This window comes from Jiella soli, from assembly GCF_020615385.1.
In the GTDB taxonomy this organism is placed as follows: Bacteria; Pseudomonadota; Alphaproteobacteria; order Rhizobiales; family Rhizobiaceae; genus VKMB-3413.
This window is the reverse complement of the sequence record NZ_JAJAVB010000025.1, coordinates 356,196-376,666: the sequence shown is the minus strand read 5'-3', so window position 1 is coordinate 376,666 and position 20,471 is coordinate 356,196. Positions and strand designations below refer to the sequence as shown.

The 20,471-nt window shown below is 67.1% G+C and carries 18 protein-coding genes; 4 read left to right on the top strand and 14 right to left on the bottom strand.

The window, feature by feature from the left end; all coding sequences use genetic code 11:
* Window positions 1-96: 96 nt before the first annotated feature.
* Entirely contained in the window at window positions 97-1,401 is a 1,305-nt protein-coding gene (ugpB, locus tag LH400_RS16210) for a sn-glycerol-3-phosphate ABC transporter substrate-binding protein UgpB (RefSeq protein ID WP_255617648.1), read from the bottom strand.
* 293 nt (window positions 1,402-1,694) lie between these two features.
* On the bottom strand, window positions 1,695-2,300 hold the full coding sequence (locus LH400_RS16205; RefSeq protein ID WP_229153851.1) for a TetR/AcrR family transcriptional regulator: 606 nt from the start codon (window positions 2,298-2,300) through the stop codon (window positions 1,695-1,697).
* Between the two features lie 213 nt (window positions 2,301-2,513).
* Here LH400_RS16205 and LH400_RS16200 point away from each other — a divergent pair, with 213 nt between their 5' ends.
* The 4 genes from LH400_RS16200 (at window position 2,514) to LH400_RS16185 (ending at window position 7,333) form a co-directional block, all read left to right on the top strand.
* Window positions 2,514-3,839 (top strand): HlyD family secretion protein, encoded by a 1,326-nt coding sequence (locus LH400_RS16200; protein ID WP_229153849.1) that lies wholly within the window; start codon window positions 2,514-2,516, stop codon window positions 3,837-3,839.
* A 56-nt stretch (window positions 3,840-3,895) separates the two neighbouring features.
* Entirely contained in the window at window positions 3,896-5,479 is a 1,584-nt protein-coding gene (locus tag LH400_RS16195; RefSeq protein WP_370638402.1) for a DHA2 family efflux MFS transporter permease subunit, read from the top strand.
* 211 nt (window positions 5,480-5,690) lie between these two features.
* Complete coding sequence (locus LH400_RS16190) at window positions 5,691-6,149, top strand: putative pterin-binding protein (RefSeq protein ID WP_229153847.1); 459 nt, start codon at window positions 5,691-5,693, stop codon at window positions 6,147-6,149.
* Complete coding sequence (locus LH400_RS16185; protein WP_229153845.1) at window positions 6,146-7,333, top strand: GGDEF domain-containing protein; 1,188 nt, start codon at window positions 6,146-6,148, stop codon at window positions 7,331-7,333. The genes LH400_RS16190 and LH400_RS16185 overlap by 4 nt, the downstream gene beginning before the upstream one ends.
* A 47-nt stretch (window positions 7,334-7,380) precedes the next feature.
* Here the strand turns inward: LH400_RS16185 and LH400_RS16180 are convergent, their stop codons facing one another.
* From LH400_RS16180 to LH400_RS16125, 12 genes are all read right to left on the bottom strand, one after another.
* A complete protein-coding gene (locus LH400_RS16180; RefSeq protein WP_229153843.1) occupies window positions 7,381-8,403 on the bottom strand; it encodes an aldo/keto reductase in 1,023 nt (340 codons plus the stop codon).
* A 65-nt stretch (window positions 8,404-8,468) separates the two neighbouring features.
* Window positions 8,469-9,539, bottom strand: a complete 1,071-nt coding sequence (locus LH400_RS16175; protein ID WP_229153841.1) for a hydroxyacid dehydrogenase — start codon at window positions 9,537-9,539, stop codon at window positions 8,469-8,471.
* 3 nt (window positions 9,540-9,542) lie between these two features.
* On the bottom strand, window positions 9,543-10,643 hold the full coding sequence (locus LH400_RS16170; RefSeq protein ID WP_229153839.1) for a LacI family DNA-binding transcriptional regulator: 1,101 nt from the start codon (window positions 10,641-10,643) through the stop codon (window positions 9,543-9,545).
* The gene (locus LH400_RS16165) at window positions 10,640-11,386 is read right to left on the bottom strand and encodes an ATP-binding cassette domain-containing protein (RefSeq protein ID WP_229153837.1); all 747 of its coding nucleotides are present in this window, start codon (window positions 11,384-11,386) and stop codon (window positions 10,640-10,642) included. The genes LH400_RS16170 and LH400_RS16165 overlap by 4 nt, the downstream gene beginning before the upstream one ends.
* Window positions 11,383-12,414, bottom strand: coding sequence for an ABC transporter permease (locus LH400_RS16160; protein WP_229153835.1), 1,032 nt, complete (start codon window positions 12,412-12,414; stop codon window positions 11,383-11,385). The genes LH400_RS16165 and LH400_RS16160 overlap by 4 nt, the downstream gene beginning before the upstream one ends.
* A 66-nt stretch (window positions 12,415-12,480) precedes the next feature.
* Window positions 12,481-13,434 carry a substrate-binding domain-containing protein gene (locus LH400_RS16155; RefSeq protein ID WP_229153833.1) on the bottom strand — a complete coding sequence of 318 codons (954 nt, stop codon included), beginning with the start codon at window positions 13,432-13,434 and terminating at the stop codon, window positions 12,481-12,483.
* Window positions 13,435-13,746: 312 nt separating this feature from the next.
* Window positions 13,747-14,532 carry an ABC transporter permease gene (locus tag LH400_RS16150; protein ID WP_229153831.1) on the bottom strand — a complete coding sequence of 262 codons (786 nt, stop codon included), beginning with the start codon at window positions 14,530-14,532 and terminating at the stop codon, window positions 13,747-13,749.
* The gene (locus LH400_RS16145) at window positions 14,532-15,458 is read right to left on the bottom strand and encodes an ABC transporter permease (RefSeq protein WP_229153829.1); all 927 of its coding nucleotides are present in this window, start codon (window positions 15,456-15,458) and stop codon (window positions 14,532-14,534) included. Before LH400_RS16145 ends, LH400_RS16150 begins: the two co-directional genes overlap by 1 nt.
* A gap of 25 nt (window positions 15,459-15,483) precedes the next feature.
* Complete coding sequence (locus LH400_RS16140) at window positions 15,484-16,638, bottom strand: ABC transporter substrate-binding protein (protein ID WP_229153828.1); 1,155 nt, start codon at window positions 16,636-16,638, stop codon at window positions 15,484-15,486.
* Window positions 16,635-17,732 (bottom strand): ABC transporter ATP-binding protein, encoded by a 1,098-nt coding sequence (locus tag LH400_RS16135; RefSeq protein ID WP_229153827.1) that lies wholly within the window; start codon window positions 17,730-17,732, stop codon window positions 16,635-16,637. The genes LH400_RS16140 and LH400_RS16135 overlap by 4 nt, the downstream gene beginning before the upstream one ends.
* 78 nt (window positions 17,733-17,810) lie before the next feature.
* Complete coding sequence (locus LH400_RS16130; protein ID WP_229153826.1) at window positions 17,811-19,220, bottom strand: gamma-aminobutyraldehyde dehydrogenase; 1,410 nt, start codon at window positions 19,218-19,220, stop codon at window positions 17,811-17,813.
* A 106-nt stretch (window positions 19,221-19,326) separates the two neighbouring features.
* A complete protein-coding gene (locus tag LH400_RS16125; protein WP_229153825.1) occupies window positions 19,327-20,280 on the bottom strand; it encodes a LysR family transcriptional regulator in 954 nt (317 codons plus the stop codon).
* Window positions 20,281-20,471: the final 191 nt, after the last annotated feature.

Sequence of the window (20,471 nt, the reverse complement as noted above, 5' to 3'; positions counted from 1 at the left end):
GGCGACCTGAAAGCTGCGCCCGGCAGAGGCGCCGGGCGGAAAGGCGAACGGAAAGCCGGGCGGCCCGTGCCGCCCCGCCTTCCGGGTTTGCAGGAATTACTGGGCTTCGGCAATCGCCGCATTGCCGAGCTTGACGATGTTGTCCATCGTCGTCTGCGCGTCCTGCTTGCCAGCGAGAAGCGCCTCGAACTGCTCGTTCTCGATGTCGCGAATCTGCGGCAGGTTCGGCAGGCGGACCCCCTTCGAATTCACGGTCGGCTCCTTGCCCATCATCTGGGTGATCGGCGTCTCGCGGCCCGGGTTCTCGTCGTAGAAGCCCGATGCCTTGGTCGCCTCGTAGGCCGCCTGCGTCACCGGCAGATAGCCCGATTTCTCATGCAGCCTCTGCTGCACGTCGGTTTGCGACAGGAACTTGAAGAACTCGCCGATCCCCTTGTACTCCTCGTCGGACTTGCCGCCGAAGACCCAGAGGCTGGCGCCGCCCGGAATGGTGTTCTGAGGCGCGCCCTCGGCGTTTTTGTCGTAGGGCAGCTGGCCGATGCCGTAATTGATGCCGGACTTCACGATGTCGCCGAGACCCCCGGAGGATTCCGTCAGGATCGCGCATTCGCCGGAGAGGAACAGCTGCTTGGCTTCGGAGGTGCGGCCGCCATAGCGGAAGACGCCGTCCTTGGCGAGGGAAGCGAGCTCCTTGAAATGCTCGACATAGATCGGCTCGTTCAGCTCAAGCTTCACGTCGGTTCCGGCGAGGCCGTTCTCCTCGGTGCCGTAGGGCACGTCGTTCCAGGCGGCGAAGTTCTCGAGGTGGATCCAGGTCAGCCAGGTCGAGGTGTAGCCGCAGTCGGCGGCGCCGGACTGCTTGATCTTGCGCGCGGTCTCGAACACCTCCTGCCAGGTCTTCGGCGGATTGGTGGTATCGAGGCCGGCCTTCTCGAAGATGTCCTTGTTGTAATAGAGGATCGGTGAGGAGGAATTGTAGGGGAAGGACAACATCGTGCCGTCGGGCTTAGAATAATAGGCGACGATGCCCGGCAGATATCTCGACTTGTCGAACGTCTCGCCGGCGGCCTCGAGCACTTCCGCAACGGGCTTCACCGCGCCTTCGGCGCCCATCATGACGCCGGTGCCGACGTCGAAGACCTGGATGATTCCCGGGGTCTGCTTGGCCCGGAACGCAGCGATTCCCGCATTCAGGGTCTCCGGATAGGTTCCCTTGAAGACCGGGACGATCTTGTAATCGCCTTGGCTGTCGTTGAATTCCTTGGCGAGCGTATCGACGACCTCGTTGTTGGCACCCGTCATGGCGTGCCACCACTGGATCTCGGTCTGGGCGCTGGCCGCGGTCGCAAAGGCGGCGGCCATGCCGAATACGGCGGCCGCGCTCGTAAATTTCAGGTTCATCAATCTTTCCTCACCGTTGAAGCGACTCTCGGGCCCTGTTGCCGAGCTGTCCAAGTCGCCTGCTTAAGAGTGCTCCAAAACGGTTCCGTTACACAATGATGAAGCTTCGGTGACAGCCAAAAATTTGGTCACACCGACGTTTGCGTCGCATCCCGGCAAGGGGTCACAGAGTTGAAGACCGCCGCGATGTCACGCCGGGAACGGCACGGCGATGCCGGCTCGGGGCGGCGCTTCTGTCCATGGCATCCGCTCGAAAGCCCGTGATCCGGCGATCCTCCACCATGCAGATCGAGCTAAGGCGTCGGCGCCGCACCCCGCGCGGCAGATCCTCCGGCTCCGTAGCCGGCCGTGAACAGCCGGACCGCCGCGGCGACGGTGGCGTCGATCTCCTCGGATGTCGGATCGGCCGAGACGACGTTGAAGATGCGCGGCTTGATCAGCCCGGCCGTCGCCAAGTCGAGGAACTGCGCAGCGGCCAGCTCGGGGTCGCGGACGTCGAGGGTACCGGCTGCATCGCATACCTGCAGGTAGCGCGCGAGCGAGGCGATCGAGCGCTCCGGGCCGCTCCGATAGAAGTCGCTGCCGATCTCCGGCATCCGCTCGGCAACCCCGATCACCGTTCGATGCGCCTGGATCACCCGGCGCGCGGTCAGCCGCTCGGCGACCCGCCGGCCGAACTCGAACAAGATCTCGGCCGGTCGCGTCGGATCGGTCAGGAGCGCGCAGATTTCGCCGATATTCTGGTCGCGCTCGCCGGCGACCAGCGCCGTGAACAAATGTTCCTTGCTCTTGAAATAGACGTAGAGCGTGCTCTTCGACACGCCCGCCGCGGCGGCGACATCGTCCATCGACGTGCCGTCGAAGCCGATCGAGACGAAGACGCGGGCCGCCGCATCCATAATTTGTCGGCGCTTGCGCGGATTTCCACCGGCGGGAGGTCTGATCTTTACCGGATCGTCGGGGTTGTTCGGTTTCATGTCCAGACAGTTTGACGCCAAGATTCGCCGATTCCCCCCGGCGGAAGAGTTTCCGGGCCGTCCTTGCCATGAGGACGTCCGGGCTGTAAACGCAAATCAAACCGAACGGTTCGGTTCGATCTGGATCTGACGACGATGCTCGACGATTTCTCCGAGACCCAGACCGGTACAGCAAGCCCCGACGGCGAGACGTCACCCGCGACGCGCAGCGTCCTGACCGCTTCGGGCAGCACCACACGCGGCCAGTTCACGTCCGAACACGTCACGCCCGCCCCGTCCAAGGCCGAACGGCCGGGACCGGCCCCGCAGGCACCCGCCTCCGCTCCCCTCGCCGCACCCGCAGCCACGCCGTCCGAAGCGCCGGTGCGGCGCCGGCGCGGCGCCAAGCTGGTGCTCCTGCCGCTGATCCTCCTCGCCGCGCTCGCCGGCGGCGGTTGGTACGGCTATTACTACGTCACCGAGGGCCGCTTCTTCGAGACGACCGACGACGCCTATGTCGGAGCCGACATGAGCATCGTCTCGCCGAAGATCGCCGGCTATGTCGACAGCGTCCCCGTCACCGAGAACCAGCGCGTGAAGGCCGGCGATCCGCTGGTCGTCATCGACCCCGGCGACTTCACGCTCGCGCTCAAGGCCGCCGAGGCGAAGATCGCGACGCAGACGGCGACCGTCGCCCGCAGCGATGCCCAGCGCAAGGCGACCGAGGCCTCAGTGGAGGAGGCGAAGGCCAATCTCGCCGCCGCCAGGACGGAACTGTCGCAGGCCGAGATCGATCTTGCCCGCGCCAAGGACCTCGCCAAGCGCGGTGCCGGCGCGCGGGCGACGCAGGATACCGCCCAGAGCGCCCGCGATGCCGCGACGGCGAAGCTTGCGGCGGCCACCGCGGCGCTTTCGGCGGCAACCGCCAACCTTGCCGTCATCGATGCCCAGAAGGCCGAGGCGCAGAGCCTCGTCCACGAACTGGAAGTCGCCCGCGACAAGGCGGCCCGCGACCTGTCCTTCACCGTGCTGAGGGCGCCCTATGACGGGATCGTCGGCAATCTCAGCGTCGAGCCGGGCGACTTCGTCGCCGCCGGCCGGCGGCTTGCGGCGATCGTTCCCTTGAACGGCGCCTATGTCGACGGCAACTTCAAGGAGACCCAGCTGAGCGAGATCGTGCCGGGCCAGAAGGCGACGGTCGAGATCGACGCGCTGCCCGGCCGCGAAATCCACGGCACTGTGGAGAGCGTCTCGCCCGCCTCCGGCTCGGTGTTCTCGCTGCTGCCGACCGACAACGCCACCGGCAACTTCACCAAGGTCACGCAGCGCGTGCCCGTGCGCATCGCCATCGACGACGCCGAGGCGCTTGCCGGACGGCTGCGTCCGGGGCTTTCGGCCGTCGTGTCGATCGACCTGCGTACGACACCGGACCGTGACGCCGCATCTGGCCCCGCCCCCGTGACGACGCCGGCCGCAAGGTGAGCCTAGCCTTCTCCCGCTTCTCCTAGACGCAGGTCCGTTCCGCTTCGAGATCCCGAATGTCCGCCAGCGCCGCCGCCAGCCCATCGATGCCGCTTTCGCAGGAAGCGCCGGACGCGATCCCGGCGCGCAAGATGCTGGCCTTCGTCGCCATGGTCTTCGGCATGTTCATGGCGATCCTCGACATCCAGATCGTCTCGGCCTCGCTGTCGGAAATCCAGGCGGGGCTGTCTGCCTCCAAGGACGAGATCTCCTGGGTGCAGACCGCCTATCTCATCGCCGAGGTGGTGATGATCCCGCTGTCGGGATTCCTCGGCCGGATGCTGTCGACCCGCGTCCTGTTCACGCTTGCGGCGGCCGGCTTCACCGCCTCCTCGGCGCTGTGCGCAACGGCGACGAACATCGACCAGATGATCGTCTACCGGGCGATCCAGGGCTTCATCGGCGGCGGCATGATCCCGAGCGTCTTCGCCGCCGCCTTCACCATCTTCCCGCCCTCCAAGCGCGCGATCGTCTCGCCCGTCATCGGCCTCGTCGCCACCCTCGCCCCGACCATCGGCCCGACCGTCGGCGGCTATCTCAGCCATGCGCTTTCGTGGCACTGGCTGTTCCTCGTCAACGTCCCACCCGGCATCCTCGTCGCGATCGCGGTCTGGAATCTCGTCGACTTCGACCAGCCGAACCTGAAGCTCTTCCAGTCCTTCGACTGGTGGGGCCTTCTCGGCCTCGCCGCCCTTCTGGGCTCGGCGGAATACGTCCTGGAAGAAGGCCCGCTCAACGACTGGTTCGACGATCCCACCATTTCCGGGCTGGCCGTGGTCGCGGTCGTCGGCGGCATCATCTTCCTCTATCGCGCCTTCAGCGCGAGGGAGCCGATCGTCGATCTCTCGGCCTTCGGCAACCGCAATTTCGCGGTCGGCTGCCTGTTCTCCTTCGTGCTCGGCATCGGGCTCTACGGCCTCACCTATCTCTATCCGATCTATCTCGCGCGCATTCGCGGCTACGATTCCCTGATGATCGGCGAGACGATGTTCGTCTCCGGCCTCACCATGTTCCTCATGGCGCCGATCTCGGGCATCCTGTCGGGCAAGATGGATCCGCGGCTGATGCTGTGCCTCGGCTTCGTCTCCTTTGGCCTCGGCACCTATCTGATGTCCGGCCTCACCCATGACTGGGACTTCTGGGAATTGTTCATCCCGCAGATTCTGCGCGGCATCGGCCTGATGCTGGCGATGATCCCGGTCAACAACATCGCGCTGGGCACGCTGCCGCCGCAGAAGATGAAGGGGGGCTCGGGGCTCTACAATCTGACCCGCAATCTCGGCGGCGCCGTCGGGCTCGCCATCATCAACACCATGCTCAACGAGCGCAACGCAATGCACTATCAGCGCATCGCCGAGCATGTGCGCTGGGGCCGCGCCGTTGTCGAGGAGCGGATGGGCGACATGGCGTCGTCGATGAACTCTTACGGCTTCGACGGTGACCTGACCGCGCTGAAGCAGATGTCGGGCATCGTCTCGCGGGAAGCCTCGATCATGTCCTTCGCCGACGTCTTCACGGCGATGACGGTAATGTTCGGCGCGCTGATCGTCTTGACGGTGTTCATGCAGAAGCCGGGGGGCAAGGTCGCAGCCGGGCACTGAGCGCCGGACGCACTCGCCCCTCCGGCGAGCGGTTGCGGCATAGCCGCTTCACACCTTCGTTCCGATTTTACTGGATTGGCCAAGAGGCGCTTTACAAGAATTTAGGTTTGATGCGACAGGCTGCGTCACATTTCAAACGCATTTGGGAGCTTGCGGAATGAAGGGGATCAGCCGGCGAAGCATGCTGTTCGGGATCTGCGGCGCGTTCGCGATGCCTCTCAAGCCCGTCGCGGCGGCCACCGAAGATCCCGACGATCCCGCGGCCAAGATCCTGTCGGTCGTCGACGGTGATGGCAGGACGGCGAAGTTCAGCCGCCTCGACCTCGCGCAGCTCCCGCAGACCCGCTTTGTCACCGCGGCCCCGTTTCTGAAGACGCCGACCCCGCTCGAAGGCCCGTCCGTCTCGCAGTTGCTGCGAGCCTTCGATCCCGACAGGACATTCCACCGGATCGAGATCGTCGCGCTGGATTCCTATCTGGTCAGTGCCGACATTTCGCAGCTCGAGGCGGACGGGGCGATCCTCGCCATCCGGCAGGACGGCGCCTTTCTGCCCATCGCCGAGAAGGGTCCGGCCTATCTCGTCTTCCCCTTCGACGACCGGCCGAGCTTGAAGGACAAGTCCCATTACGGCCTTTGCATCTGGCAGATCTCGCAAATTCGGCTGTCATGATCCGGCGTTGGCTAAACGTCCTTCGCGGCGTCGACCGCTTCCTGGGATTGCTGCTGCTGGCGACCTGCGCGCTGGCCGTCCTTGCGGTCGTTACCAGCGTGCAGATCCAGCGCAAGCAGACGCGGCTGGTCGAGATGACCAGCTATGACCTGACCTATTCCTATACGCGCACCCAGATCGAAGTCCTGCTCCTGCAGGGCGCGATCCGCGACGCCCTCCTCAAGGAAAGGGACGCGACGTCTCCGAAACTGAGGCTGGCGATCGTCCAGAGCCGGGTTTCGACCATTCCGGACAAGATCGGTGGCATCGAGTTCCCCGAGGCGCTCGCCGCGCGCGACCGGCTGGAGGCGACTCTCGCATCCGTCGCGCCGCTCGTGAATTCCCTTGCGACCCCGAACCACGGTGCCGAGGCGCTCCGACTGCTCGACGAGACCGTGCGCGAGTTCACGCAGTTGAGCGCCCTTGCCAATGTCCGCCAGGCCAAGCTCGCCGAAAAGGACATGGACATCCTTGTGGTGACCATGGCCTGGCTGAGCGCGAACCTCCTGCTTCTATGCCTGATCGGCGTCGCGTTGCTGACGCTCATCTTCCGGCAGAAGCGCCGTCTCAGGCAGATCGCCGTCACCGACGCCCTGACCGGGCTGCCCAACCGGGCGGCGATCCAGAACTGGAAGCCGGACCGCGGGCGCCCGGTCGAGGTCGCGCTCGCGCTCATCGACATCGATCGCTTCAAGTCGGTGAACGACGAGTTCGGCCATGCGGTCGGCGACGAACTCCTGCGGATCCTCGCCAGCGTCCTCAGGCTCCACGCTCGCGGCGCAAGCCTGTCGGCGCGTCTCGGCGGCGACGAGTTCGTCGTCCTGTTCACCGGCGAGGGCGCCGAAACCGCGGCGCGGGCGGATTGCGGCGCGATCGCGGAAGCGTTTCGCGACAGGGCGCGCAAGGAAGGCATTGCGAGGGTCTCGCTCAGCATCGGCATCGCCGCCCGCCGGGCTGCCTCGGCCGCCGATCTCGCGGCGCTGATGATCGAAGCCGACCAGGCGATGTATGCTGCCAAGCAGGATGGCGGCGACGGCCAGAGCGTCGCACGTGGCGATCCGGTCCGCAATGCCGTCCAGCCGGCGCCGATCGAAAGCGAGCCGGAACCGGCGCTCGCGCAAGCCGGGCTGCGCGTCGCCGGTTAACTGCAGCGTCCGGCGAGACGCCCGGCCCGGGCCGGCGTTTCGCCGCCTCAGCCCGCCTCGGGCACCGGCGAATCCGCGCGCAAGAGCCCCTCGGTTTTGAGGTCGGACCAGAGCTCAGCCGGGATCGGCCTCTCCAGAAGCTCCATGTTGCGGCGAAGATGCGAGACCGCGGCGGCGCCGGGGATGACCGAGGCGACCCGCGGATGGGTCAGCGGGAACCTGAGCGCCGCCGCGGCGAGCGGGACGCCATGGGCCTCGCAGACCGCCGCGATCCGGCGCGTGCGCTCCAGGATCTCCGCCGGCGCCGGTTCGTAGTCGTAGGTCGCGCCGGCGACCGGCCCGGTCGCGAGGATGCCGGAATTGAACGGTCCGCCGATGACGATCGAGACCTCCTCGCGCTCGCAGCGCGGCAGGAAGCTGTCGAGGGCCGTCTGTTCGAGCAGGGTGTAGCGGCCGGCGAGCAGGAAGACGTCCCAGCGGCCGTGGTCCATCGCCTCCTCGCAGACCTGCCATTCGTTGACACCGAGGCCGATCGCCCCGACGTCGCCATTGCGGCGCAGTTCGTCGAGCGCCTTGTAGCCGCCCTCCATCGCCTGCTTGAAGAGGGCGGGATGCGCCTCCGATCCATGGGTGACGGCGCCGATGTCGTGCAGGAAAAGAATGTCCACGCGGTCGATGCCGAGGCGCTGCAGGCTGTCCTCATGCGAGCGCATCACGCCGTCATAGGAATAGTCGTAATCGGAGCGGAACGGCGCGGCGTCGATGAACTTCTCCCGGTCGGGATTGGGCCCGCGATCCGGCCGGATCAGGCGGCCGACCTTGGTCGAGACGGTCAGCTCCTGCCAGGGCAGCTGGCGAAAGGCGTCGCCGAAGCGGCGTTCCGACAGGCCAAAGCCGTAATAGGGAGCGGTATCGAAATATCGAAGGCCCGCCTCGTAGGCGGCCAGAAGCAGCGCCCGCGCCTCATCTTCGGGCACCGGCGCATAGAGATTGCCGAGCGGCGCACCGCCGAAGCCGTATTCGCTGACCTCGACGCCGGTCCGCCCGATTTCACGTCTTGCAAATTCCATGTCCGTCCCTTCCCGTCGCTCCCCGGGCCGCGCGTCATGGCAGGCCGCGCTGCCGAACGCCTATATCAGTTGGTCGATACCGGACGCGAGCGCATCCGCGAGACCGTCTCGCGTTCGGCCCGCTTGCACACCGCCGGCGGCAGCCCGCGGTCCATCAGCGCCATGTCCTCCAACACCATGTCGCCCATCCGCTTGAAGGCGACGCCGAGCGCGCCGGCCCGATGCGCCGAGCGCAGGAAGCCGGCAAGGCCGCGCACCGTGTGATCCCGCGCCAGAGGTTCCTGTGGGAAAACGTCGCTCGCCGCGCGGATGTGGCCGGAGGCGACGGCCGCCATCAGCGCGTCGAAATCAACGACATCGGCGCGGCTGAGGAGGATGAACCCGGCGCCCCGGCGCATCCGGGAAAACGCCTCGGCGCCGAGGAAGCCCCGGTTCTCGGAGGTCACCGCGGCGGTGACGAAGACGAAGTCGCTGCCGGCGAGAAGATCGTCGAGACCGGTCGGCTCGACCCCGTGCTCGAGCAGCACCGACTTCGGCAGCCAGGGGTCATAGGCTCGGACCCGCGCTCGGAAGCCGGACAAGACGCGGTTCAGCGCCCGGCCGAGGTCGCCGAAACCGATGATCCCGACGTCCGACCCGCTGAGAAGCCGGGCGTCGCGATTGCCCGCCCCGCCCCATGCTTCCCGCCCCGCGCGGAACGCCTCGTCCGCGGCGCCGACCCCGCGGCACATCTCCAGCGCCATGGCGAGCCCCATCTCCGCCACCGGCAGCGCGAAGACGGCGCCGGTGGTGACGACGTGGATGCCGCGGGCAAAGAGCGTTTCATAGGGCATGTTGTCGATCAGATTGCTCTCGACATTGAAGACGCAGCGAAGGCTCTTCAGGCGCGCCAGCGTCTCAGGGTCGATCGCCGGCTGGCCGACGATGTAGCGCGCCGAGCCGAGGATTTCGTCGGAGAGGCCGGCGAAATCCTCCGGCTCGGTCTCGACGATCCGGTAGCGGCGAAAGAGGACGTCCCGCTGCTCCGGCGTGAAGATCAGGTCCAGCGTTCTTGGATGCGGCACGCTGACGACCAGGGGCCGGCCCGCACTCGCCCCGTCCGCCTCTCTTGCATGCGCCGCGGCTCGATCGGTCATGGTTCAGGCCTCCTGCGGTCCTGCGGCCCTTTCGGGCGCGGACATTCCGTATGGTTGGCGGGTGGTCGAGCGCTCGATCAGGTGCGAACGCAGCCGGATCTCCTCGGGGCGCCGGTCCGGCTCCTCGATCAGCGCCAGCATCAGATCGACGCCCGCCTCGACCATGTCGGCCAAAGGCTGGCGCACCGTCGTCAGGTCATAGGCCGCCTGGGCGGCCGCCCCGATATCGTCGAAGCCGACGACGGCGACGTCCTCCGGCACGCTGAGGCCGAATTCCGCCCGCGCGACATCGAGCACGGCGAGCGCCATCAGATCGTTTGCGGCAAAGATCGCATCCGGACGCGGTCTCGCCGCCAACAGGCCGCGCGCGGCGGCGAGCCCGTCGGCATAGTTGAAATTGCCGGTGGCGACCGCCTCGACGGCAAATCCGCGCTCGGCGAGGCGCTCGACATAGCCGCGCTGGCGCTCGCGGCTGGTCGTGGCGCGCGGCAGTCCCTCGATATAGGCAAAGTGCCGGCAGCCGCCGCCGAGGAGGAGGTCCGCCACCGTCCGCGATATCTCGACATTGTCGACGGTGATCGCGCCGACGGGCACCTCGTCGCCATGGTCAGAGATCCCGGCCATGTCCGAGTTGAAGAGCACGACCAGGGGAATGTCGAGCCTCGTATATTTCGCCGCCCCCTGCGGAGAGAGGTCGTTCGAGAGGAAGAAGCAGCCGTCGACCCGGTATTCCACCAGCGAGGGCAGCGCGACGGCGATGTCGCTTTCGGCATCGCCGGAATAGATCATCGACTTCAGCCCGTCCTCTTGCAGCCGCCGCGACAGGATCTCCAGCGCCACCGCGATGAACGGGTTGTCGAGCCGCCCGGCGACGATGCCGATGATGCCGGAGCGCTGCCTCACCATGCCCCGGACGAGGGCGTTGCGGTGATAGCCGAGCGTCTCCGCCGCCTTCAGCACCTTGGCTCGCGTCTCGTCCGACACGCTCGCGCCCTCGGTGAGGGCCCGCGAGACGGCCGAGCGGGAGACGCCGGCCAGCCGCGCCACGTCGAGGGCGGTGACGCGGCGGCGAGGGCCGGAACCTGGCCGCTGGCTTCCGCTCATGCCCGCTCGATCGCACCGGTGATGAGACCGGTCGCCTCCTCGGGCGATGTGTCGGCGATCTTCTTGTCGGCGACCTTGCGGCCGCGCCTGAGGACGACGAGCCGGTCGGCGACGGTGAAGACGTCGGGCATGCGATGGCTGATCAGCACGACGGTGACGCCGCTGGCCTTCAGCCGCTCGATGAGCGCCAGCACCTGCGCGACCTGGCGGACGCTGATCGCGGCGGTCGGCTCGTCCATCAGGACGATCGGCGCGTCCGAGAGCCTTGTGCGGGCGATCGCCACCGCCTGGCGCTGGCCGCCGGACATCATCCGCACCTTGTCGGCGGGCCGCGTCTCCGACTGCAGCTCGGCGAAGAGCTCGCCGGCGCGCCGCGCCATCGCCCGGTAGTCGAGGAAGCGGAACGGGCCGATCCGGCGCTTCAGCTCGCGGCCGAGGAAGACGTTGTCGGCGGCGGTCAGATTGTCGCAGAGCGCCAGGTCCTGATGGACGACCTCGATCCCCCGGTCCCGCGCATCGGCGCTGTTTGCAAAGCGCACGGCCTCGCCCTTCAGCCGCACCTCGCCCTCGCTCGGCTGGAAATTGCCGGCGATGATCCGGACCATGGTCGACTTGCCGGCGCCATTGTCGCCCATCAAGCCGATCACCTCGCCGGCGCCGAGCGACAAATCCACCTGTTCCAGGGCATGAATGCCGCCGAAGCGCTTGGAGACGCCGCGAAGCTCGAACAGCGGAGCGCTCATTGAGCGAGCCTCCGCCCGGCGGCGAACTGGTCGAGCGCGACGGCGGCGACGAGGATCACGCCGATGACGATCTGCTGGACGAAGGAGGAGACGTTGAGGAGCACCAGCCCGTTGGTCAGGACACCGATCAGGAGCGCGCCGACGACGGTGCCGAAGATGCCACCGACCCCGCCGAAGAGGCTGGTGCCGCCGATCACCACCGCCGCGATGACGGTGAGCTCCAGCCCGAGCCCTGCGACCGCCTCGGCCGAGTTCAGCCGCGCCGTCAGGAGGAAGGCCGCGAGCGCGCAGGAAAGCCCGCTGATCACATAGACGAGGAGCACGATCCGCCGGGTCGGCACGCCGTTGAGCTCGGCCGCCCGCAGATTGCCCCCGGTCGCGTAGACATGCTTGCCAAAGGCCGTGTAGCGCAGCACCAGATGGGCGATCGCCGCGACGACGACGAAGATGATCACCGGCACCGGGACCATGCCGATCCGCCCCTGCCCCCACCAGGTGAAGTCGGCTGAAAAGCCGGAGATGGGACCGCCGCCCGAAAACAGGAGCGCCGCGCCGCGAAAGGCGGTGAGCCCGCCGAGCGTGACGACGAAGGGCGGCACCTTCAGCCGGGTCACCACCAGGCCCTGCAGCGCGCCGCAGAGGATGCCGACGGCGAGCGCCGCCGCCACCGCGAGGAACAGCGGATGGCCCGCCGTATCGGCGGCGCCGATGGCGAAGCGGTCTTGCAGCCCGCCCTTGGAGACATAGGCGCAGACGAGCCCGGCGAGCGCCATCAGCGAACCGACCGACAGGTCGATCCCCGCCGTCAGGATGACGAAGGTCATGCCGATCGCGATCAGCCCGGAGATCGAGACCTGGCGCAGGACGTTGAAAACGTTGAGCGGATAGAGAAATCGCGGTTCGATGATCGCGAAGACGGCGACAAGGGCGATGAGGAACAGGGGAGCGGCATAGGTCGCGATGAACTGGATCGCGTCGAACCGCCGCTCCGGCGCCTTCGGCGCGGCGGGCGAGGTCGCTTGGCTCATGATGAGATCCGGTGGGTGACACGGGAGGGGCCGGCCCGACGGACCGACCCCGGATGCAAGGCGACGCTACTTGATCTCGCTGAGCCGCTCGGACTTGTCGAGATTGTCCTTGGTGATCGCGATCGGCTGCAGGAGGATCAGCTTCTCCGGCTGCTTGCCGTCACGCAGATAGTCGACCAGCGTCTGCAGCGCCTTCTCGCTCTGCCCGCCGGGGAACTGCTCGACCGTCGCCTTCAGCCCGCCGTCGCGGATCGAGGCGAGCGCCTCGGGCAGCGCGTCGAAGCCGAGAATCGGCACGTCGAGGCCGCGCTCCTGCGCCACCTGCAGCGCGCCGAGCGCCATGTCGTCATTGGCGGCGACGATAACGTCCGGCGGCGAGTCGAGCCCGCCGAGGATCGCCTCGGTCACGCTCGCGGCCTCGGCGCGGGCGAAATTGGCGGTCTGCTCGGCCACGAACTTGTACTTGTCGGACTTGTCGAGGACGTTGTGCAGGCCCTTGTTGCGGTCGATGGCGGGGCTCGCGCCCGGCTGGCCCTGCAGGTTCACGATCCGCGCCCCGTCCGGAAACAGCTCTTCGATCAGATGACCCTGGGCTTCGCCGCCGACGACATTGTCCGCGCCGACATGGGCGAGGATCCCGTCGACGCCCTCGACGCGGCGGTCGATCGTCACGACGGGCACGCCTGCTTCGACCGCCTGGCCGAGCGCCGGCGCCATCGCGACGGCATCGAGCGGGCTGATGATGATGCCGTCGACGCCCTTGATCACCGCGGCTTCGACGTCGCCGGTCTGCTTGGTCGTCTTGTTCTGCCCGTCGGTGGCGTTGAGCGTGATGCCGCCGATGTCCTTGGCCTTCGCGGTCAAGGCGTCCTGCATGTGGACGAAGAAGGGAAATTCGAGCGCCGGCATGGACGTGGCGATGGTCAGGTCCTTCGCCTGCGCATGGGCCGGCCCCACCAGCCCGACCAGAGGCGCCGCGACGGCGCCCGCAATCAGCAACTTCTCCAATAAAAATTTCATGACGTCCTCCCAAACCCGGCCGCTGCCCGCCTCCCAGCGCGGCACGGCCACCGATCCCGCGCGGCCTCCGTTGTCTGCCGGAGGTCCGCCGCCATTGCACACATGTGCAGCAGAGAGGACGGTATCGTCGCCGCAAGTCGCGGTCAACGGCGATGCTATGGCCGGACTTTGCACGCAGGGCCTCAGAGCCGCCAAACACGGAAGAAATCGGGAGAAATATTTCTCTTACTTTGCACTGCGTCACGAATACCGCAGCGCAAACAGAACAACTCTTGGTAGCGCTCCAAATTGGCCGAGCCCGCGGTACCTGCTTCAGCCGCCGGACTTCTCGGTGAAGCGATAGGCGAGGATCACCGGCACGAAGGTCACCGCCATGACGATGAGGACGATGACGTTCACCTCCGGCAGTTCCTGGCCGAGCCTTATCGCGCCGAATATCCACAAGGGCAGCGTGTTCTGCGCCCCGGCGGTGAAGGTCGTCACGATCACCTCGTCGAAGGAGAGCGCGAAGGCGAGGATCGCGCCTGCGATCAGAGCGGTCGAGATCGCCGGCAGGGTCACCTTCCGGAACGTGGCGAAGCCGTCGGCGCCGAGATCCATCGAGGCTTCGGTGAGGGATCGCGGCAGGCGCCGCAGCCGCGCGACGACGTTGTTGTAGACGACGACGATGCAGAAGGTCGCGTGGCCGATGACGATGGTCCAGAAGCTGAGGCCCATCGCCCAGAACACGAAGAAGGAGTTGAGCGCCATGCCGGTGATGATGCCGGGCAGCGCGATCGGCATCACCGTGACGAAGGAGACCGCCTCGCGCCCCCGAAATCGATAACGCTCGACGGCGAAAGCGGAGGCCGTGCCGAGGACGACGGCGATCGCCGTCGCGACCAGCCCCGCCTCGATCGACAGGAGGAGCGCTTCGCGAACCTCGCGGTTCTGGAAGGTCGCCGGAAACCATTTCAGGCTGAAGCCGGCGATCGGCCAGCTCTGCACATTCGAGGAATTGAAGGCGTAGAGGACGATGATCGCGATCGGCACGAAGAGGAAGAGGAGGACGAGCCCAGTCCAGACGCCGAGGACGATGCGTGTCAGCCGCGTCTCCATCACATCACCTCGAAGGCGCCGAGCCGGCGGGCGGCGATCAGATAGAGCGCCATGACGACGAGCGGGATCGTCGCATAGGCGGCGGCGAAGGGGATGTTGTTGGCGATCCCGACATTGGCGTAGACGACATTGCCGATGAAGTCCGAGCCGGGCCCACCGACGAGGACCGGCGTGATGTAGTCGCCGAGGGTCAACGAGAAGGTGAAGATCGAGCCGGCGACCAGGCCGGGCATCGCCAGCGGCAGGATCACCCTGACGAAGGTTCTGAAGCCCCGCGCGCCGAGATCGCCGGAAGCCTGCAGCAGCGAGGTCGGAATGCGCTCCAGCGCCGCATAGAGCGGCATGATCATGAAGGGCAGCCAAATATAGGAAAAGACGATCCACATCGCCCAGTTGGAATAGCCGATCGCCAGCCGCGGCAGGCCGATCTCCATCAGCGCCCAATTGAGCGCGCCATCATGGGCGAGGATCAGCCGCCAAGCGTAGACCCTCGCGAGATAGCTCGACCACAAAGGCAGGAGCACCAGGGTAAAGAGTGCGATCCGAAGCTTCGGCCCGGCGATCCGGGCCATGAAATAGGCGGTGGGAAAAGCGAGGACGGCGTCCGTCAGCGTGACGGCCGCCGCCATCAGGAGAGTCCGCACCGCGATCCAGCGATAGGTGCCGCTCTCCCCGATGTCGCGGAAATTGTCGAGCGTGAAGCTCCGCTCGACGAGGCCGGTGAACGGGTCGACCGACCAGAAGGCGGCGACGAAAAGCACCGCCAGCGCCGCCAGATAGATCAGCAGGAACCAGGCGAGCGGCGGGGCGAGCAGGGCGGCGAGGCCAAGCCGCGGCCGCCGCCAGACGAGCGCCGAGAGGCGGCGGCGAAGGCCGCCGCGCCCTTGCCGCTCCGGCAGTGCTCCGGAGGCTTCGAGACTGGTCATCGCCCGCTTCCCGCCGCTGCCGGTATCAGCCCTTCACTTCCTGCCAGGCGCGCTGCCAGTCGCCATAGCTGGTGCATTCCTTCGAGCCGTCGGCACAGGTCGGCAGCGGGGTCTGCCAGAAGTGGATGCTGTCGAAATAGGAGGCCGGCGCGTTGAGATGGTACTTCTCGCAAGAGCCCGCCTCGAGCGCGTTCATCTCGTCGCAGGCCTTGGTGTTGGCTGGCGTTTCGCCGAAATAGATCGCCTGCTGTGCCTGGACCTTCGGCGTCGAGACATAGCGCATGAACTCGTAGGCGCAGTTGACGTGTTGCGACTTCGCCGAGAGCATCCAGGAATCGGCCCAGCCGGTCGCGCCTTCCGACGGAACGGTGTCGTCGACCTTCACGCCGGCGCCCTTCAGCGCATTGGTCTGGTAGGGCCAGGCCGCGCCGATCACCGCGTCGCCATTGGTGAAGAGCTCGATCTCGTCAGAGGCGAGCGCCCAGTATTTCTTGATGAGCGGGCGCTGGCTCTTCAAAAGGTCCGTCGCCGCGGCGAGCTGGTCCCTGGTCAGCTCATAGGGGTTCTTGATCCCGAGATCGGGCTTCGTCGCCATCAGATACAGCGCGGCGTCGGCGATCTGGATCGGATTGTCGGGGACGGTGACCTTGCCCTTGTAGGTGTCGTTATAGATGACGCTCCAGCTCGTCGGCGCCGGGTCCACCTTCTCGGTGTTCCACAGGAGCACGTTCGGCCCCCACTCGTAGGACAGGCCGTAGTGGACGCCCTTCAGCGTGTTGTGCGGCGGGCTCTGAAGCTGCGGCAGGAAGTCCTCGAAGGCCGGGATCAGCTTGACGTCGATCGGCTGCACGTCGCCGCCATAGATCAGGCGCAGCGAGGCGTCGCCGGAGGCCGAGACGAGGTCGTATTCGCCGCCGCCGCCGGACCGCATCAGCGCCACCATCTCGTCGGAGGAGCCGGCATATTTGCGGTTGACCTTGCAGCCAGACTGCTCCTCGAAGGGCTTGATCCAATCGTCCTGGGCATAGCCCTCCCAGGCGACGATGTTGAGTTCGCCCTCGCCCTTGCCGATCTCCTTGAGATAGTCGGGCGCGACCGGCGCCGCGAAGGCGTTGAGCGGCAGTCCGGCCGCTGCAATGAGGGCGGCCGCCTTGGCGGCGGCGGCAATGCGCTTCGTCATGTCCGGTTCTCCATCCTCTTTGTTCTGGCGACCTCTCCAAGCGAGAAGACGCCGTCCGGCCGAAAGGCCACGATCACGGTCTGACCGCGCATCACCCGCAGCCTTTGGCTGGGGCCCGAATGGTTCTGCTCGGCAGCGGTCACGCTCTCGCCGCGCTCGAGCCGCACGAGGTAGCGGGTGAACATGCCGCCATAGACGATGTCCTCGAGGATCCCGGACTCCACCTGCCAGCCGGACCGGTCGAAGCTCTCCGAGGGCGGCGCGACCCGGATCTTCTCCGGCCGCAGCACCAGCTGGCGGCCGCCGCGCTCGAGGATTGTCGAGGTGCCGACGAAGCCGGCGACGAACTCGCTCGCCGGCCGCTCATAGACATCCTCGGGCGTTCCGATCTGCTCGATCCGGCCGTCGTTGAAGACGGCGATCCGGTCCGACATGGACAGCGCCTCGTCCTGGTCGTGGGTCACGTACAGAAAGGCGATGCCGAGCTTTTCCTGGATGTGCTTGAGCTCCAGCTGCATGTCTTGGCGCAGCTTCAGGTCGAGCGCGCCGAGCGGCTCGTCGAGGAGGAGGAGGCTCGGTCGGTTGACGATGGCGCGCGCGAGCCCGACGCGCTGACGCTGGCCGCCGGAAAGCTGCGTGGGCGAGCGCCCGGCAAAGGCCTCGAGCTGCACCATGCGCAAGGCTTCCTCGACCCGCGCCGCGATCTCCTCGCGGGCGACGCGCTTCGCCCGCAGCCCATAGGCGATATTCTCCGCCACGCTCATATGCGGGAACAGGGCATAATCCTGGAAGACGGTGTTGACGTCGCGGTCGAAGGGCGCGAGCCGCGCGACGTCGCGGCCGGCCAGTTCGATGCGGCCCTCGTCCGGCCGCTCAAAGCCGGCGATCAGGCGGAGCGTCGTCGTCTTGCCCGAGCCGGACGGGCCGAGCAGGGTGAAGAACTCGCCGCGGCGCACGGAAAGGTCGACGCGGTCGACCGCGACGAAGCCCTTGAACGTCTTGCGCACGCCCGCCAGCCGGAGAAGTTCCGATCGGTCGGCCTTCGCCTCGAGGTCCACCTCCGGCGATCCGCTGGGATCGAGCGTCTTCAGCATTCCGCCCCCGGCCCCCGCTCCTGCCATCGGTACCCGTTTACGCCCGGCATCGCCGCCTCCGGTCTCAGCGCCCCGTCCTCAGTGCTTGACCATGACATGCCGGGCGACCGTGTAGTCCTCCAGCGAATACATCGACATGTCCTTGCCATAGCCGGACATCTTCATGCCGCCGTGCGGCATCTCGTTGACGAGGGCGAAATGGGTGTTGATCCAGGTGCAGCCGTATTGGAGGCGCGCCGCCGTCGCCATCGCCCGGCCGATATCCTTGGTCCAGACCGAGGAGGCGAGGCCGTAGTCGGAATCGTTCGCCCAGGCGACCGCCTCCTCGACATCGGAGAAGCGGGTGACGGAGACGACGGGCCCGAAGACCTCGCGCTGGACGATCTCGTCGGTCTGGCGCGCGCCCGCGATCACCGTCGGCTTGTAGAAGAAGCCGCCGCCCTCGCCGGCCGCACCGCCCGCGACGACCTCGATATGGCTCTCGGCCCGTGCCCGCTCGACGAAGCTCGACACCCGGCCGCGCTGGCGCTCCGAGATCAGCGGGCCGATCTCGACGTCCTCGTCCTGCGGCCCGTAGCGGATGTTCGAAACGGCGGAGGCGAGATCGGCGACGAGCTTGTCGTAGATCTTCGGACCGGCATAGATCCGGCAGGCGGCGGTGCAGTCCTGGCCGGCATTGTAGTAGCCGAAGGTCCTCACGCCCTCGACGACCTCGGCAAGGTCGGCATCGTCGAAGACAACCACCGGCGCCTTGCCCCCGAGTTCGAGATGGGTGCGCTTGATCGATTTCGCGGCCGCCTCCAGCACCTTTCGGCCGGTGGCGATGTCGCCGGTGAGCGAGACCATGCGGACGCGGGGATGGGAGACGAGGCCGGCGCCGACTGTGTCGCCGCGCCCCAGCACGAGGTTGAAGACGCCGGCCGGCAGCACCTCGGCGGCGATCTCGGCGAATTTCAGCGCGGTCAGCGGCGTCTGCTCGGAGGGCTTCATGACCACCGTATTGCCGGCCGCCAGCGCCGGGCAGATCTTCCAGGCGAGCATCATCAAGGGATAGTTCCACGGCGCAATCGAGCCGACGACGCCGACGGGGTCGCGCCGGATCATCGAGGTGTGGCCGGCCATGTATTCGCCGGCGGCACTGCCCGTCGCGGTGCGCGCGGCGCCGGCGAAGAAGCGGAAGCAGTCGACGATCGCCGGAATCTCGTCGGCCTTCGCCCGGGCGAGCGGTTTGCCGCAATTCTTGGCTTCGAGGGCGGCGAACGCGTCGCCTTCCGCCTCGATCCGGTCGGCGAGCTTCAGGAGCATGGCGGCGCGTTCGCCGGGCGGCGTCCTGGACCAGGCGGAAAAGGCCATCTCGGCCGCCTTCACGGCCTCGTCCACCTGTCCCTCGTCGGCATCGGCGATGGAGCGGATCACCGCGCCCGTCGCAGGATCGACGATCTCCTCTTCCGGTCCCTTGCCTTCGACGACCTGTCCCCCGATCAGCATCAAACCGCTCCCGTGATGTCAGTTTAGCGGATGCTATGAAGCTTTCGGGAAAATAGAAAATCAGAAATCCTGCGTCGTGCATTCTGAAAAACAGAACGCTCCGGATCTAGGCATGATGCTCCCCGCCCTGCCCGTAGTCCCGGCACAATTCGATGAAGTCGGTGACCGGCGAGGCGAGCGGCACGCCGCGGCGCCAGGCGAGGCCGATGTCGACGGTCGGCATGACGGTCCCGAGATGACGTGCCTCCAGCCGGTCTCCCTCGAGCGACCACGGCCGGTAGACGAGATCCGGCAGGGTGGCGATGCCGAGGCCCGTGCCGACGAGGCTGCGCACCGCCTCGACGGAGTCGGTGCGCATGGCGACGTTCGGCTTCAGTCCGGCATCCTTCCACAGCCGCGCCGTGGTCTCTGCGAGTTCGTCCATGGTCAGCATGATGAAGGGCTCGGCCGCGATCTCGGCGAGCGACAGGGCCGAGGCGCCGAGCAGGGGGTGGCGGGCCGGTAGCCAGACCCGCCAGGGCGAGCGCATCAGAAGCTCGCTCTCCAGGGCCTGGCGGTCGGCGAGGTTGGAGACGATCATCAGCCCGACATCGAGCTCGCCGCCGACGAGAAGATGTTCCAGATAGCTGCGCTCGTCCTCGACGACCCGCACCGTAACGTTCTGGAAGACCCGGCGGAACCGGGCCAGAAGGTCGGCGAGATAATAGCCGGAGACCATCCGGGTGACGCCGATATTGATGGCGCCGGTCACCGCCTGCGGCCGGGCGCCGAGGGCGCGCCGGGCATCGGCGACGGTGGCTAGGATGTGGCGGGCATAGCGCAGGAGCTGATGGCCGTCATGGGTGAGCCGCATGCCCATGGCGTGCCGCTCGAACAGCACCGTCCCGGTCTCCTCTTCCAGCGCCTGGACCGCCGCTGTGATCGCCGATTGCGAGATGCCGACCCCGAAGGCGGCGCGCGAAACCGATTCGGTCTCGGCGACGGCGACGAAATAGCGGAACTGGCGGAGCGTCAGCGCGTCGCCGCCGCGCCAGGATGCCTGCCCGCCCCGATTGGCCATGCCCGTCCGTTCCCCCCTCGCCGTTCGGAACCCAGCATAGGGTGGACGGCAAGGCGGACGCCAGCAAAAGGCGGGCCGCGGCTGACGGCAGCGGCGCGAGGCGCTATCTGGACAGGGAACCGGAGCTGACGCCAGCCCATGGCGGCGGCGGTGTGAGCCGAGACGTTAGCGGATGCCGCCGATCTCGCGAG

Bases quoted from the DNA above. Each gene is read 5' to 3' on its own strand.
- LH400_RS16185 (WP_229153845.1), top strand. From the start codon at position 6,146: ATGATCCGGCGTTGGCTAAACGTCCTTCGCGGCGTCGACCGCTTCCTG.
- LH400_RS16155 (WP_229153833.1), bottom strand. From the start codon at position 13,434: ATGAAATTTTTATTGGAGAAGTTGCTGATTGCGGGCGCCGTCGCGGCG.
- LH400_RS16160 (WP_229153835.1), bottom strand. From the start codon at position 12,414: ATGAGCCAAGCGACCTCGCCCGCCGCGCCGAAGGCGCCGGAGCGGCGG.
- LH400_RS16135 (WP_229153827.1), bottom strand. From the start codon at position 17,732: ATGCTGAAGACGCTCGATCCCAGCGGATCGCCGGAGGTGGACCTCGAG.
- LH400_RS16190 (WP_229153847.1), top strand. From the start codon at position 5,691: ATGCCTCTCAAGCCCGTCGCGGCGGCCACCGAAGATCCCGACGATCCC.
- LH400_RS16195 (WP_370638402.1), top strand. From the start codon at position 3,896: ATGTCCGCCAGCGCCGCCGCCAGCCCATCGATGCCGCTTTCGCAGGAA.
- LH400_RS16140 (WP_229153828.1), bottom strand. From the start codon at position 16,638: ATGACGAAGCGCATTGCCGCCGCCGCCAAGGCGGCCGCCCTCATTGCA.
- LH400_RS16145 (WP_229153829.1), bottom strand. From the start codon at position 15,458: ATGACCAGTCTCGAAGCCTCCGGAGCACTGCCGGAGCGGCAAGGGCGC.
- LH400_RS16205 (WP_229153851.1), bottom strand. From the start codon at position 2,300: ATGGATGCGGCGGCCCGCGTCTTCGTCTCGATCGGCTTCGACGGCACG.
- LH400_RS16130 (WP_229153826.1), bottom strand. From the start codon at position 19,220: ATGCTGATCGGGGGACAGGTCGTCGAAGGCAAGGGACCGGAAGAGGAG.
- LH400_RS16175 (WP_229153841.1), bottom strand. From the start codon at position 9,539: ATGACCGATCGAGCCGCGGCGCATGCAAGAGAGGCGGACGGGGCGAGT.
- LH400_RS16180 (WP_229153843.1), bottom strand. From the start codon at position 8,403: ATGGAATTTGCAAGACGTGAAATCGGGCGGACCGGCGTCGAGGTCAGC.
- LH400_RS16125 (WP_229153825.1), bottom strand. From the start codon at position 20,280: ATGGCCAATCGGGGCGGGCAGGCATCCTGGCGCGGCGGCGACGCGCTG.
- LH400_RS16165 (WP_229153837.1), bottom strand. From the start codon at position 11,386: ATGAGCGCTCCGCTGTTCGAGCTTCGCGGCGTCTCCAAGCGCTTCGGC.
- LH400_RS16200 (WP_229153849.1), top strand. From the start codon at position 2,514: ATGCTCGACGATTTCTCCGAGACCCAGACCGGTACAGCAAGCCCCGAC.
- LH400_RS16170 (WP_229153839.1), bottom strand. From the start codon at position 10,643: ATGAGCGGAAGCCAGCGGCCAGGTTCCGGCCCTCGCCGCCGCGTCACC.
- ugpB (WP_255617648.1), bottom strand. From the start codon at position 1,401: ATGAACCTGAAATTTACGAGCGCGGCCGCCGTATTCGGCATGGCCGCC.
- LH400_RS16150 (WP_229153831.1), bottom strand. From the start codon at position 14,532: ATGGAGACGCGGCTGACACGCATCGTCCTCGGCGTCTGGACTGGGCTC.